The organism is Aquimarina besae (assembly GCF_042434905.1).
Taxonomy (GTDB): domain Bacteria; phylum Bacteroidota; class Bacteroidia; order Flavobacteriales; family Flavobacteriaceae; genus Aquimarina.
In genome coordinates this window covers 1,884,106-1,897,973 of sequence record NZ_CP170199.1, presented here as the reverse complement: position 1 = coordinate 1,897,973, position 13,868 = coordinate 1,884,106, and the positions used below count along the sequence as shown (strand labels likewise).

Here is a 13,868-nt window from a genome sequence, read left to right as displayed (position 1 = left end):
TCGTAAACCGAAGTGTATGGTTTCATTATTTATGCTCAAAAATACAACTCAAATTACCTTTTTACAGTAACAATTGTTACAAATCATCAAGATATCAATTCTTTGATTAGAATATAAATTCCCATCACCAGAACAAACCATCCAAATCCTTTTTCTAATTTTTTACCTTCAATAAAATTAGAGATATACATTCCTATAAATATCCCAATAATCGAAATGCCGGTAAAGAGCGTGAGGAAACCCCAATCAATCTCCAGGTTTTCGACATCACCCAAAAATCCTATTAATGATTTTATTGCTATGATAAGTAAAGATGTAGCCACCGCTTTTTTCATCGGTAATTTTGCAAATAACACCAAAGCCGGAATAATTAAAAAACCACCTCCTGCTCCTACAACACCTGTTAAAGCTCCCACAACCAAACCCTCGACGAGGATCAATGGGTAATTATAAGAAATGTGCTCTTCTTTTTCTTGTACTTCTTTTTTATTTTTTATCATAGAAATCGAAGCCATCAACATGATGATTGCAAAAAACACCATGATCCCAATATCTTTGGTAATGGTGAAGTCAACTATAGAAAAAAGTTCGTCAGGTATTGCCGGAACCAAAAACTTTCTGGTCAGATACACAGCGATAAAGGCAGGAATTGAAAACACAATAGCGGTTTTGAAACTAACCAATCCTTTTCTTAGGTTTTTGATTGCTCCAACCAGGGCAGAAGATCCTACCACAAATAACGAGTATGCTGTTGCAGTAACTGGATTGATATGCATTATGTATACAAAAACGGGAACGGTTAATATAGAACCCCCGCCTCCTATTAAACCTAATACAACGCCAATAGTTAATGCTCCTAAATAACCCAATACTTCCATTATCTCCATTAATTATTTTTAGACAAAAATAAACTTGGATGAGGGTAAGCACAGTAACATTAGTTACATAGAAGTTAACTATTTAATTTTTCAGCTAAATAAATTGAATTAAAAATTAGACTAATCAACTATGATTAAAACTTCTTTTCATTTTCTTTGCTCGCACAAAGGGTACCCTGATAAGAGTGCGCCAGATGAGGCGCTGAAAAACAAAAGAAAAGACACTTTTTTAAAGCTACGCTTTAGAATGCGAATCCACAACAACCTAATTCATTCATTAACTTCAAAGACTCAAAATTTTAATACTATTGCGATTTAATTTTATCTTGCCTTCTACCTCTAATTTTTTGAGTAATCTGGATATAACCACACGAGAAGTATGCAGGTCATAGGCAATTTCCTGATGGGTATTGTTCACCACGTTTTCATTATTGACTTTGGTTTTATCTTTCAGATATTTTAGTAATCGCTCGTCCATTTTTAGAAAAGCAATACTATCGATGGTTTCTATAGCTTCCATTAATCGTTTATGATAACTTTCAAAAACAAAATTCCTCCAGGATTTATACTTTGCTGTCCATTCTTCCATTTTACTGACAGGAATCATGATTAATTTAGAATCCGTTTCTGCGATCGCTTTTATTTCGCTTTTATGATGACCTAAGCAGCAAGATAATGTCATTGCGCAGGTATCACCACTTTCCAAAAAATATAATAGTAATTCATCACCATCCTGATCTTCTCTCAATATTTTGATTGCACCACTAATGATTAAGGGCATGGACTTTATATAACTTCCGGGTTTTATCAATTCATTGCCTTCCTGAACTTCTTTAAAAGTAGCTACGCTATTGATCTCTTCTAGAAGTGCATCTTCAAAAAGATGTCCATACTTATTTTTAAGTTCCTGAATCATTGTTCTTGTTGTTGTTTTTGATTCTCAAAATATTGTGCTAATTGTTGTTTGGCTTCTTCATATCCCAAATGAAATACTTTATCCAGATTTCCACTACTAAAAATTCCGTGGTTAATTAATTGTTTTGGCTGAATCACAAGATCACAAAGTTTAAACTTTGTTTCAGAATTTGGCATAGCCCGCAAATAGTAGGCACGCTGCATCACATTATATGAATGTTTAAAATCAGATATTTTTGGTTTTTTAATGGGCGTGACATCAATTCCGATAATCATATCACAATGCGCTTGTAAGGGTTCTATCGGAAAGTTATCTAAAATCCCACCATCAGAATACAATTGATCTCCAATTTTTACAGGAGAAAATACGCCGGGAAAAGCTGCTGACGCTAATATCGGTTTAATTAATTCTCCTTTACTAAAAACCTTTACTGTTCCTTCTACCAAATTGGTGGCGGTGATAAAAAGTTTTTTCTCTAAATTTTCAAAAGAATTCTCTGGAAAATAATGAATCAAGTCTTCGGCATATTTTTCAGAATCCAAAAATCCGGCTTTCTTTCTGGTAAATCTGTTTAATTTGAACAACGGTGTTTTTCCAAAAAAATCTTTGATTTCTTCTATGGTATATCCGGCTGCATATAATGATCCAACAATAGCACCGGCACTGGTACCAGAAACATAACTTGGAATCAAACCAATTTCTTCAATAGCTTTGATAGCTCCAATATGTGCAACTCCTTTAAACCCTCCGCCAGAGAGTACCAAGCCAATGTTTTTTGAGGTCTCCATATATTGATTTTTTTTACAAAACCGGACTAAAAATTTTAGCCACTCCTTCTTTTAACTTTTCTATCCAAGGTCTGCTTGCAAAAGTAGTATAGTCCAGCTGAATACTTTGTTTACAATCGCTTAAAAAATCATTTTTTAATTCTTCTGCAAAAGAATCATCATAGATTACCACGTTTACTTCATAATTCTGCTCAAAACTTCTCAAATCAAGATTGGTAGTACCTACAGAAGAAACAGTATCATCGACAACTATTGTTTTGCTATGAAGAAAACCATCTGAAAACAGGTATATTTTAACTCCAGCCTCCAACAGTTCTTCAAAATAAGATCGTACACACCATCTTACTATCTTACTATCAGAAATATCAGATAATAACAATCTTACTTCTACTCCGCTTAATGCGGCCACTTTTAATGCTTCGAGAATGGCTTCTCCCGGGATGATATAGGGATTGGCGATATACACGTACTCTTTGGCCTCATTGATCAGAGAAAAATACAGTTGTCTAGTAGCAGAAAAATCTTCATCCGGACCGCTATGTACCGTTTGAGCAGTCATATTGCCCATTTTTTTATACGTTGTGAAATATGATGGACTCAAAATATCTTCGTGATTACTGATCAGGAACCAATCCATTACAAATATTGCCTGTAAACTATGTACAACTGGCCCTTCTAGCTGTAAATGCATATCATGCCAGATCCCTAAATCAGGGTCGCCTTTTACATATTTATCGGCTACATTGATCCCACCAGTAAAGGCTATTTTATTATCCACCACGATAATTTTGCGATGGTTTCTATAATTTAAAGACGATAAAAATTTACCAAACTTCACCGGTAAAAAACTATAGATCTCTACTCCTGCTTTCTGAAGTTTTCTGATATACTTTTTGCTTAGTGATCTACTGCCTATTCCGTCGTAAAGAATACGTATTTGCACTCCCTCTTTTAATTTTTGTTTGAAAAGTTCGAACAGCCCTTCTGCTAATTCTCCATCCTCAAAAATATAATATTGCAGATGAATAAAATGTTTTGCTTTTTTCAAACTATCAAAAATAGCTTTAAATGTGGCATCACCATTCTTAAGAAGCTTTAGCTTATTTCCTGCACTTGGAGCGAATCCACAGTTCATTGTAATAAGTTTGATAAGCTTACGATGTTCCTGGTACTCTTCATCTGTAACAGACTCATAATGGCTTTCTGCTTTTTCTAAATAGGAAATGATTTCATCTGTTCGTTTTAATTGAAACAGCTTGTTCTTTCTTCTGTTTCTACCTAACAGCAAATAGAATAACATGCCTCCGACAGGGATCGTAAAGATGGCTAACATCCAAGCCAGGGTTTTGGTTGGACGTAAACCGTATAATATTAACTTAATTACGATTACTGATCCTGCTAAAAAATATAGAATAAGAAAAACAACATACAGCATCGGTTACAAGTTTTTCTACGGTATCAATTATGCATAATAAGCAAAGGAACTCTAGTACCGTAACTTATTTTGGAAGTCTCTGAGCCGTGAAAAAATCTTTCGAGAAATGTTTCTCTATGAATAAACATGGCATTCATATCCACATCCATAATTTGCACAAAACTGTCGATAGCCAAAGCAGTAGGCACATTGGTAATAGAATGAAAGGTGTGATTGATATCCTTAAAGAAGTCTTTTAAATGTTTTTTATCATCAAATTCTGCTATGGTCACCGTATCATCTTCTTTGATCTTCAAAATTCTTAGAGCAGCTTTGTATTTGATCAGCGTATCTACCAATGGTTCTATATTTTCCGTTTTGAAGTGATCGTTATAATCAATCGTATATAAGACCGTTTTTGGGCTTTTATAAGTATATCCCTGCGGAATCACCAATACCGGACAATCCACCTTGCGGATCACATTAAGCGTATTACTACCAAAAACCACCTCTCTAGCTCCTGTGGCACCATTAGTTCCCATAACGATAAGATCGATGTCTTTTGACTTTACCACTTGATTGATCGCATCTGTAAAAATATCGTAGTCTGTTAGTGCGTGAAAGGCATAATTCTCATTGGTAATTTTCTGTTTCAACTCTTCGACCAATAGACTTAGCTTTTCTTTAGAGCCTTTTAAAACCGATTGATGTATGGAAGTATTTGCCGGAGCCGCCATCAAATCATCTGTCATATAATTGGAAGCTTTTTGGACATTGAGCACGTAAAATGTACACAACTCATTTTTAAAGAAAGCCAGCGCATAATCAATCGCATTTCTTGCATTCTCTGAAAAGTCGGTAGGTAACAGGATATTTTTCATCACTTAAGATTTTATAAGATAAAAATAACCCAGGTGGCACGGAGTAACTATGATATTTGTCAGGTTGGGGTTTGTGGGCGTGGTTGGAAAGCATTACTTCTAGAAGTCTCTCAACTTCATAGAATATGAAATAAGGTTAAAATCAAAATAACAGCTCCTGTGGTAAATTTTTTCTTTTTTAGTATAACTATTGCTAAAACTACTAATTATAAAACAAAAAGTATATATTAGTAAATGATCACTCAAAGCCTGCCTTGTCAGTCAGACAGGTCAGGAGACTTTGAGGAGCGTGGGGAATATTTTTCTTCGTTTTTACTAGTGTTATCGGAACGCCACTCCAGCAAATCGTAGCACGTATAGTTTAATATCTCGATTGAATTTGAAATCAAATCTCTGGACTTGTTTTTAACTTCATCAGAAATTTTAAAACAATTGTTTATATTGGCAGACTAAATAAATAATTCTAACATGAAAAGAATACGCTTACCAATCCCTGTATTATTATTACTTATTTTGTTAGTCTTTATATCTTGCAGTAGTGACGACGCTACAAACTTGCAACTAAACAAAATTACTTTTGGAGATCAAACATTTTCTTTAAATAACGCTAATACTTATTTGCTCAGGGATGAAGCAAATGCAACCTGGAAATATAGAACCTATGCAATCTCTGATGGAACTTATAGAGATGATGGGACTAATGGATGGAATTTAGAAAATTACGAAAACGCCACATTTTCTCTTGTGCTAGAGATAGCTATTAAATTGGGGGAAACTCCTCAAATACTTACTACTGGCGAATACCCTCAATGGCATAACTGGAGAGAAGCCGCCGAAAGTGATGATATCATGATTAGCTATGTTCGTATGGGAACTGCTAATGAAATTTTTGAAACACAACAAGAAGCTGAAGGTAATACTCATCCAGCAGTTATTGTTTCTGGAGGACTCAATGATGGTGAAAATATTAGATTAAAATCGGAAGGAGTAATGAGATATGAAGATAGCGAAAATAATATTTCTTTCCCTATGTTTTCGTTAACTTTTGAAGGAACTGTTATTGATAAAATAAATTAGATGTTCCCTTTTTGAAACCACCCGCTGCACAAAGTCTCCCGACTTCGCGGAAAACACATCGATGATATACCAAAACAATGCGCCCAACATCAAAAAGTGATGTTTTGTACAATAACGACCGTTTTATATACTTAGGTTATAAAATAGCACAGCTCCGCATTCTATGTTAAAATCCAAGTAAAATTTTAACATAGAATGCAGTGCAGAGGATAGACGTTACGGAGTTTAAAGTTCAATGAAACGATTACATACATTATAATTTTACTTTTTAAATTAGCGCCTTCTACCAGAGTATGTCATTGCCTCTCCTTTACCAAAAGCATAGCTTAATCCAAAAGTAAAAAAGCGTCCACGTCTCCCAAAATTGTAGGTTTCAAAAGTAGGTTGGTTTACAAAACGTGCTTGAATTCTGGAAGCAAAAACATCACGGATACCAAGATTGGCTACGATTTTCCCCTTTAAGATTTTTTTGCGCATACCAATATCTAGAAAGGCAAAGCCACTTTGTTCCCCTTGTACAGTTTCAAATCCAGAGCGGTAGTTTCCATTAAATTCTAAATCAATATCTGCAGGTAAGCCGATTTTTGAACCTAACCTCGTAGACCATTGATTCCCTGTAAAGTCAAAAATCTGGCCTTCAAAAGCCCCTTTCCTATCAAAATAATTAAAGTTAAAATCCCCGGTAAAAGTTAGCCACTTTGTGGGACTGTATTTTCCATTAGTTTCAAAACCTATAGAAGAATTTGTGCCAATATTCTCGGGTGTAGTAAAATTCACGTTATCAACAAAAGTCGATACCCGTTCTACCACATCTGTTGTATAACGATGATACAAACTGGAACTCATACTCGCCTTTCCAATTTTATAAATACTTGTTAGCTCATAAGAATTGGTAAATTCAGGTTGTAATTCTGGATTTCCGGTTCGGATGTTGAAATTATTTCTAATGTTGAAAAAAGGATTCAAATCCCAAAGCCTAGGTCTAAAAATTCTTTTAGAATAACCGGCTTGAAGCGAAAACTTCTCACTAATAGTATAAGAGGTGTGAAAACTAGGGAAAAAATTGGTGAAATTTCGCGAGTTACCTTCATTCGTATTTGCTAATAATGTTTCTAAATTAGTATTTTCTACTCGTAGACCTCCTTTAACTCCCCAGATTTTATTTTCATAAGCTATAGTTCCATAAACTCCCAAAACCTTTTGATCCCATTCAAAATCATTCGTTAGATTTTCATTGATCACAAATTCTCCATCTATAAAATCCTCCACCTTAAAATCATTGCCCACATCATTTATAACATATTGTGCTCCGGTCTCTATGGTATATTCTTTAGTTAATGGGTTGGTATAATCTGCTTTGAAGGTGAAATCTGCTTGTTGAAAATTAGTAGCAGTGCGTTGATTGTTATCTACATTTTCTCCTTCAAGTGTAGTATCTGTAAATAATGAAGACTGATCTTTTCCAAAAAAACTACCCAAAGCACTTAGTTGGAACGTATGGTCTTCATTATTCTTAAACTGTTTTTTCCAATTAAATTCATACTGCCATTTGGGGTTGGTCGCTTCCGTATTTTCGTCTCGAATCCATCGCGACACTAAAGTATTACTAGCTTCAAAAAAGCGAAAGTTAGTTTCAGAAGGTTGGTCTTCGATTTCGTAGGCAAAATTTCCTGAAAGAGTAAAAACGTTGTATTTATTCAAATGGTAATCTGTACCTAAGGTAATATTGAAAAAGGTTTCATTCCTAAATTCTTCTCCCTCACTAAAAACTACTTCATTATTTGTAAGATTTCGGTTGATCGCTTCGTTATCTCTAGGCAATGAACGGTAACCAGCTCCCATTTGAGTAAACAGGTTAAATTTTTCGGTTCTACGATTAAGACTAAACCCTATACTATGATTATCAGGTATACCTGTATTAAGCGACACAGAACCATTCCAACCTTGCTTTTCTTCTTTTTTCAGAATGATATTTAGAATTCCTGAAGTACCTGAGGCTTCATATTTTGCCGAAGGGTTAGTGATCACCTCAATACTTTGGATCATATCTGCAGTGATGGTTCCAAGAGCATTACTTGATTCATCAGCCAATACAGAAGGTTTTCCATTAATCAGTATTTGAACTCCTCCTGCTCCTCGTAAACTTATTTCTCCCTCTATGTTAACATTAACCGAAGGTACGTTATTAAGCACTTCTAATGCACTAGCTCCCGTGCTACTTAGATCTTTACCGACATTAAAAACACGTTTATCCAGTTTAAACTCCGTTTTAGAAACTTCTCCTCTAACTATCACCTCATCCAATGTTTGGCTGTCTTGATAAAGTTTAATGGTGCCCAAATCAACTTTTTTTCCTCTTACCTCAAAATCACGAAGTTTTACAGTTTTAAAACCCATAAAACTGATTTCTACATAAATATCTTTTTGTACGGTTTTTATTTCAAAAGCACCTTGATCATTTGTTATTGCTCCCGAAATAGTGGTGTTAGTATTTGTATCATTTAACACAACTGTGGCATAAGGTATAGGTTGACCAGTTTCAGCTTCAACTAACAATCCTGAAACTAGTATTTCTCCTTCTTGAGCCCAGATTTGAACTGTACAAAATAATAGTATTAAAAGGAATCGTATGTTCATTATATATGTGATTTTAATGTCATCACCCCAAAGGAAAGAATAAGAAAAGACTTATAAAAATCTACCTAGGTAAACAGCTATTATAAGCTGATAAACAGCAGTATTGTCATTTACCTCTATATATTTGTCGTTTGCGGATTGTTTTTGGATGATCACCTTGTAAATCTGAAAGTTGGACGAGCAAAAAACTATATTTGTTATTATGCTTTCTGCAAAATGAAAAAGATATTTTTAAATAAAGAGATTTGGTTCCAGGTTATATTGCATATCGTGGTATTCATTTTCTATTCATTTGACCGCCGTAATCCCGAAATACAACCCTATCAGTATGTTTTTTTTCTAAATTTTGTATTAGCCGGTCTCGCAGTTAATTACATACTTCTTCCTAAATTTCTTTATCCCGGAGCCTATTTAAAGTTCATAATATATGTTGCCTTAGTCACAGCGTGGGTAATTTTTGTGGAAGAAGCTATATTAGAAAAAATCTATTTCCCCGATACCCGAGGTGCCAGGTTTCTAGGTGTAGGATATAATCTTATGAGCACTTTACCCACTTTATCAGTCTTGGCAGGATTCAAGTTTGGTTGGGATGCCCTTATAAAACAAAAAGAAGTCAAAGAATTAAAAGACTCTGTAAAAGAAAGCGAACTCCAATTCTTGAAGTCGCAAATTAATCCTCACTTCTTATTCAACAATATGAACAACCTGTATTCATATGCTATCGAAAAATCTCCACGTACACCAGAGCTTATTCTAGAGTTATCCGGTGTGTTGCGTTATATGCTATATGAGTGCAAGGCTAAATACGTTTCACTTTCTAAAGAGGTGGAACAGTTAGAAAACTTTATCAATTTAGGACGTTTGCAAATAGAAGGACGTGGTAAAGTTACCCTATCTAAATCGATTACTCAATCAAACTTTAGAATAGCTCCTTTGATTTTGATTGTTTTTATTGAGAATGCATTGAAACACGGAAGTTCTAGTCAAACGAGTGATATCATTATCGATGTAGATATTAAGGTTACCGAAGACGGTTTACTTTCTTTTACGTGCTCAAACAATTATAAAACAGGAACCAATACAAATAATTTAGACAGCGGAATTGGCTTAGAAAATGTAAAAAAGCGACTTGCCATTATGTATCCTAAGGCACACACATTACATATTAATGCTGATAAAAAAACATACGAAGTTAAGTTAACTATGGATCTAAAAAAGTCTCGATAAGAATGAAGTGTATCATCATAGAAGACCAATTGCCAGCACAACGTATTTTAAAAAAATATATTGAAGACACAGGTTCGCTTATACTCGTCGGAACTTTTACTGATGCTCTGGAAGCTATGGGAATCATAAAATCCAATGAAGTAGATATCATTTTTTTAGATATTCATTTACCAAAAATATCAGGCATCGACTTTTTAAAAACGCTATCCAATCCACCTCAGGTGATTCTCACAACCGCTTTTCCGGATTATGCTTTGGAGAGTTATGAATTTGATGTGGTGGATTATTTATTGAAACCATTTTCATTTCAGCGATTTATTAAAGCTATTTCGAAGGTCGAGACCAAGCAACAAAATTTAGTTCTAAGTACAGAGAACATAGAAATGAATGAAGTATATGTGAAAGTAGGCTACGACCTGGTGCGTATTCTTATTGATGATATTGCTTATATTGTATCTGATGTAGATTATACAGAACTTCATCTACAAAATAAAAAGCACGTATCATCCGAAAGACTGCACTATTGGGAAGAACTTTTGCCCTCGAAAAAATTTATGAGGGTACATAAATCATACATCATCAACAGCACAAAAATTGATAGAGTATCCGGGAATCAGATTTATTTAATACATCAGAAAGCAATTCCTTTAGGCAGGGCTTATAAGAATAATTTTATGAAAAAATTCTTGTAGGAAGAAATTATATTTATATATCGATCAAAAACAAAAAGAAAATCAAGGAACTTTATAGAATATTTGATAGAGATTAATAAAAAATCTAAAGTTCAATAAAACGATGGAAAATTATAAAATTTTACTTGCTGTATCATTAATTCTCCTTCTGGGATCTTGCGAATCGGATGATGACAATAATTGCCCTGATATAATTGAAATAGTGACCGAAGAAGACCTAGAATTGGCAGAAAGATGTGGATTAGATCCTGCTCCACCACTTGGAAAATATTGGGTCTCTAAAAATTATAAAAAAACATTAGAAGTTCAATAACCCGGTACTATGAGATTATGGAAATTAAGCTGTGTTAGAAGTTCCGGAAAGGCATTAAAAGGAATGACTGTTGAAATAATTACAGAAAGGCCAGAACCTTCTTCGGATGAGATTAGCCAAGCGGTTAATAGAAAATATGGAATTAAGTCTACAGGATTCAATATATCAAGTTCTAATTGGACCATGGAAATAGTATAAAATTTCTGAACAACTGCCTTCTGCTCTAAAAAAATTACTCTTCTAAGCTTGAAACATACTACACTTTTCTATTTTTTTATTAAAAAAATGAATATCCTGGGTAACAGAACTCTCATTCTGGTAACATCGTGATATAGTTAATATAATTTTAGTAGTTCTTCTTAAAGGAATATGATCAATTATAAAACTATTTTTTATTAATTTAAATGATATACCCATGAAAAAAAAGACATTAAGCAAATTGAAATTAAACAAAAGTGTAATCTCTAATTTAAACTTAAATAAAATATCTGGTGGTAAGGTTGTACTAATGACTGAGCAATCTCCGGGTTGCGCTAGTAAAGCTGGGCTATGCGAATCGAGAGATTGTGATGACACATGTGAAAATTCATTTGCTCCTGGATGTGTATGTTCGGAGAATGTTTGCTAAAAACGAAAAAAAAGTAAATAATAATTAGCATCAACTCTAAATAGCGTTAAAACAAAAAAACGACTTCAAATTTATGAAGTCGTTTTTTCGATAAAAGTTTTGGAGCAAAATGCAATTATCCTTTTCAAACAGTATAACAAGAAATTTGTTAATTCTTTTCAAAAGTTAAAAGATCCGTCCCTCCGTTTCCGCCACTAACATGACGTAAATCTATTTTGGAACTGCTTCTCATTAAAATTTCCCAATCTTCGGTTAGTTCGCTAAAATCAGCCGGCGCACTAAAAGCAATGTTAAAGTCAATATCGTCATCGCTACTGCTATCGTCACTGCTGCTATCATCATCTGTAACCGACCAGGTTCCATTAACTGTGGTTGTTCCATTATCCGCAACTAAAGTACCATTGGTGTTGAAAGTAAAGTTATAACCGGTAAAATTAGCTGTTTCGTTTTCACCAGAATCTACAAAGCTGGTGATTCGCCACGTTCCCGACTGCACCGTATTTGTAATTAGTTGTATTTCGGCACTGTTATCATTAAGGTTCATTCCATCATCGTCGTCAGAACAGGTTGAAGACATTAATGAGAAACTGAGCATTATGAGTACACTGTAAAAAAATCCTTTTTTCATGATTATGTTTATTTTATTCGTTAAATCTTCTGGTTAATTATTACAATCACTTTCAAACCTAAGTCGATCATCTCCCAATCTCAAGTCGACTTTTGTTTCATTTGCATATTGTTCAATTTCGTGTAAAATCCAATTGTTAGTAAAGTCAACCAAATCAGGAATATTAACAGTTACCGCAATGCTATTACCGGTTCCGTTACTTTCCCAAGTTCCAGAAAAATTGTCATTACCAGATACCGCTGTTAATGTGCCATCTGTTGCAAAATTGAAAATATATGATGCATATTGATCTTCCAGGTCCATATCATTGCGCTCTAATTTATCCACAGTCCAGTTAGAACATCCGGTTAAAATAGTTGCAAGCTGATCGGTGTTACAATCATTACAATCATCATCATCGTAATCATAATCATCGTCTTCATCACAATCGTCTTCGGCTTCTTCAATAATGTCTTCTAACTGGATAAGATTTCCTACCTGCATTGTTGACCCATCAGAAAGAATAACAGTAATAGGAAAATCAACACTAACAATTACATTGTCTTCTAAGTCATCGATAAAGTCGTATAGCTGACTATCACTGGTGATCGTTACATCTCCTATAAGATCATTATTAATATCAAAAAGGGAGGCGGTGATCGGATACTGAAAATCTATACATTCTATATCATCATCTTCTTCATCTTCTCCATTACAATCATCAGAAAAACTTTGGAGTTCTGAACTATTATTAATCGTAATTTCAGAAAAATCGCTTAAAACAATCACGATCGGAAAGCTAAAGGTAAGCGTATCATCATCATCTTCTAACTCGTCAAAAATATCTTCTACTGTGTCCAGACCTTCTTCATTGGTAATGGTAATTTCTAAGCCATTTGCAGTAACGGTCACCGGAAATTTAACAGTAAAGCAATTGGAACGATCGAGAATATTGTCTATAGAGCCGTCGTTCATAGAAGTACGCTGAATCAGGTTGGCTACTTGAGAGTTTGCAACCAGTACTTCCTCCTCTGGTGCTTGTTCAAATTCTCTCTCTTCTGATCTACAAGATAACAATAGTGTTACCGTAAGAACTATCGAAAAACTAAATTTTAAAATTGATTTCATGATTTGAGTTTTAAATTATGTACTACCAAGACAACTTACCTTCAAAAAGTCCTGAAAAAAATCAAAAAAATAATTTCTACCTTTATATCCTATCAAAATCAAACCTCTTTTGGAAGAAGAAACAGAACAAAATATTTGTGATAAAAAAGTCTTTTCGAGATTATATGAAAAATATTCGAAAGACCTACATGATTATATTTATTACAAATACGGAGAACGTTTTGACCCAAACGATAAAACTCAAGAAGCGTTTATAAAGCTTTGGGAAAATTGTAAAAAAGTAACATCGGCAAAAGCTTTTTTATTTACTACTGCCAATAACCTAACACTTAATGAGATTAAACATCAGAAGGTGGTCTTAAAATATCAAAAGCTAGCGCCAAAACACTATACCAATGAAACTCCCGAATTTTTAATGGAAAAGGATGAGTTTCTTAAAAAATATCAAAAAGCAATCAGTAACCTATCTGAAGAACAACGCGTTGCATTTGTATTAAATAAAATAGAAGGAAAAAAGCATCAAGAAATCGCGGAGTTGTTGGGCGTGACCAAAAAGGTTGTAGAATACCGAATATATAGCGCATTTGATAAGCTCAAAAGCGAAATAAAAGGATTTAAAATAAAATAATCAGGAAAAATAGAGACTTAGTTGTCCTATACATAACAAAGAAGATAAATTGCC

The 13,868-nt window shown here is 34.0% G+C and carries 14 protein-coding genes; 6 read left to right on the top strand and 8 right to left on the bottom strand.

Annotated features, from left to right (window positions below; translation table 11 throughout):
• Positions 1–86 precede the first annotated feature (86 nt).
• The 5 genes from ACE94K_RS08165 to ACE94K_RS08145 form a co-directional block, all read right to left on the bottom strand.
• The gene (locus ACE94K_RS08165; protein ID WP_378182596.1) at positions 87–887 is read right to left on the bottom strand and encodes a sulfite exporter TauE/SafE family protein; all 801 of its coding nucleotides are present in this window, start codon (positions 885–887) and stop codon (positions 87–89) included.
• Between the two features lie 274 nt (positions 888–1,161).
• Positions 1,162–1,794 carry a Crp/Fnr family transcriptional regulator gene (locus ACE94K_RS08160; protein ID WP_378182593.1) on the bottom strand — a complete coding sequence of 211 codons (633 nt, stop codon included), beginning with the start codon at positions 1,792–1,794 and terminating at the stop codon, positions 1,162–1,164.
• Positions 1,791–2,582 carry a patatin-like phospholipase family protein gene (locus ACE94K_RS08155; protein WP_378182590.1) on the bottom strand — a complete coding sequence of 264 codons (792 nt, stop codon included), beginning with the start codon at positions 2,580–2,582 and terminating at the stop codon, positions 1,791–1,793. The genes ACE94K_RS08160 and ACE94K_RS08155 overlap by 4 nt, the downstream gene beginning before the upstream one ends.
• A 13-nt stretch (positions 2,583–2,595) precedes the next feature.
• On the bottom strand, positions 2,596–4,017 hold the full coding sequence (cls, locus tag ACE94K_RS08150; RefSeq protein WP_378182587.1) for a cardiolipin synthase: 1,422 nt from the start codon (positions 4,015–4,017) through the stop codon (positions 2,596–2,598).
• A 23-nt stretch (positions 4,018–4,040) separates the two neighbouring features.
• Positions 4,041–4,877, bottom strand: coding sequence for a universal stress protein (locus tag ACE94K_RS08145; RefSeq protein WP_378182584.1), 837 nt, complete (start codon positions 4,875–4,877; stop codon positions 4,041–4,043).
• Positions 4,878–5,345: 468 nt separating this feature from the next.
• Between ACE94K_RS08145 and ACE94K_RS08140 the strand changes: the two genes are divergently transcribed.
• Positions 5,346–5,954: a hypothetical protein gene (locus tag ACE94K_RS08140; protein WP_378182581.1), complete on the top strand. Its 609-nt coding sequence runs from the start codon at positions 5,346–5,348 to the stop codon at positions 5,952–5,954.
• 273 nt (positions 5,955–6,227) lie between these two features.
• Here ACE94K_RS08140 and ACE94K_RS08135 read toward each other — a convergent pair whose 3' ends face one another.
• A complete protein-coding gene (locus ACE94K_RS08135; RefSeq protein ID WP_378182578.1) occupies positions 6,228–8,591 on the bottom strand; it encodes a TonB-dependent receptor domain-containing protein in 2,364 nt (787 codons plus the stop codon).
• A gap of 216 nt (positions 8,592–8,807) precedes the next feature.
• Between ACE94K_RS08135 and ACE94K_RS08130 the strand changes: the two genes are divergently transcribed.
• From ACE94K_RS08130 to ACE94K_RS08115, 4 genes are all read left to right on the top strand, one after another.
• Complete coding sequence (locus ACE94K_RS08130; protein ID WP_378182575.1) at positions 8,808–9,818, top strand: sensor histidine kinase; 1,011 nt, start codon at positions 8,808–8,810, stop codon at positions 9,816–9,818.
• 2 nt (positions 9,819–9,820) lie between these two features.
• Positions 9,821–10,510 (top strand): LytR/AlgR family response regulator transcription factor, encoded by a 690-nt coding sequence (locus ACE94K_RS08125; RefSeq protein ID WP_378182572.1) that lies wholly within the window; start codon positions 9,821–9,823, stop codon positions 10,508–10,510.
• Between the two features lie 103 nt (positions 10,511–10,613).
• Positions 10,614–10,823 (top strand): hypothetical protein, encoded by a 210-nt coding sequence (locus ACE94K_RS08120; RefSeq protein WP_378182570.1) that lies wholly within the window; start codon positions 10,614–10,616, stop codon positions 10,821–10,823.
• Positions 10,824–10,832: 9 nt separating this feature from the next.
• A complete protein-coding gene (locus ACE94K_RS08115) occupies positions 10,833–11,021 on the top strand; it encodes a hypothetical protein (protein WP_378182567.1) in 189 nt (62 codons plus the stop codon).
• A gap of 578 nt (positions 11,022–11,599) precedes the next feature.
• Here the strand turns inward: ACE94K_RS08115 and ACE94K_RS08110 are convergent.
• Positions 11,600–12,079, bottom strand: a complete 480-nt coding sequence (locus ACE94K_RS08110; protein ID WP_378182564.1) for a hypothetical protein — start codon at positions 12,077–12,079, stop codon at positions 11,600–11,602.
• Between the two features lie 33 nt (positions 12,080–12,112).
• Complete coding sequence (locus ACE94K_RS08105) at positions 12,113–13,186, bottom strand: hypothetical protein (protein WP_378182561.1); 1,074 nt, start codon at positions 13,184–13,186, stop codon at positions 12,113–12,115.
• 109 nt (positions 13,187–13,295) lie between these two features.
• Between ACE94K_RS08105 and ACE94K_RS08100 the strand changes: the two genes are divergently transcribed.
• Positions 13,296–13,814, top strand: coding sequence for an RNA polymerase sigma factor (locus ACE94K_RS08100; protein WP_378182558.1), 519 nt, complete (start codon positions 13,296–13,298; stop codon positions 13,812–13,814).
• The last annotated feature ends 54 nt before the right edge of the window (positions 13,815–13,868 follow it).

Coding starts and splice junctions, on each gene's coding strand:
- ACE94K_RS08135 (WP_378182578.1), bottom strand. CDS start 8,591: ATGAACATACGATTCCTTTTAATACTATTATTTTGTACAGTTCAAATC.
- ACE94K_RS08140 (WP_378182581.1), top strand. CDS start 5,346: ATGAAAAGAATACGCTTACCAATCCCTGTATTATTATTACTTATTTTG.
- ACE94K_RS08110 (WP_378182564.1), bottom strand. CDS start 12,079: ATGAAAAAAGGATTTTTTTACAGTGTACTCATAATGCTCAGTTTCTCA.
- ACE94K_RS08145 (WP_378182584.1), bottom strand. CDS start 4,877: ATGAAAAATATCCTGTTACCTACCGACTTTTCAGAGAATGCAAGAAAT.
- ACE94K_RS08105 (WP_378182561.1), bottom strand. CDS start 13,186: ATGAAATCAATTTTAAAATTTAGTTTTTCGATAGTTCTTACGGTAACA.
- ACE94K_RS08125 (WP_378182572.1), top strand. CDS start 9,821: ATGAAGTGTATCATCATAGAAGACCAATTGCCAGCACAACGTATTTTA.
- ACE94K_RS08165 (WP_378182596.1), bottom strand. CDS start 887: ATGGAGATAATGGAAGTATTGGGTTATTTAGGAGCATTAACTATTGGC.
- ACE94K_RS08160 (WP_378182593.1), bottom strand. CDS start 1,794: ATGATTCAGGAACTTAAAAATAAGTATGGACATCTTTTTGAAGATGCA.
- ACE94K_RS08130 (WP_378182575.1), top strand. CDS start 8,808: ATGAAAAAGATATTTTTAAATAAAGAGATTTGGTTCCAGGTTATATTG.
- ACE94K_RS08120 (WP_378182570.1), top strand. CDS start 10,614: ATGGAAAATTATAAAATTTTACTTGCTGTATCATTAATTCTCCTTCTG.
- ACE94K_RS08115 (WP_378182567.1), top strand. CDS start 10,833: ATGAGATTATGGAAATTAAGCTGTGTTAGAAGTTCCGGAAAGGCATTA.
- cls (WP_378182587.1), bottom strand. CDS start 4,017: ATGCTGTATGTTGTTTTTCTTATTCTATATTTTTTAGCAGGATCAGTA.
- ACE94K_RS08155 (WP_378182590.1), bottom strand. CDS start 2,582: ATGGAGACCTCAAAAAACATTGGCTTGGTACTCTCTGGCGGAGGGTTT.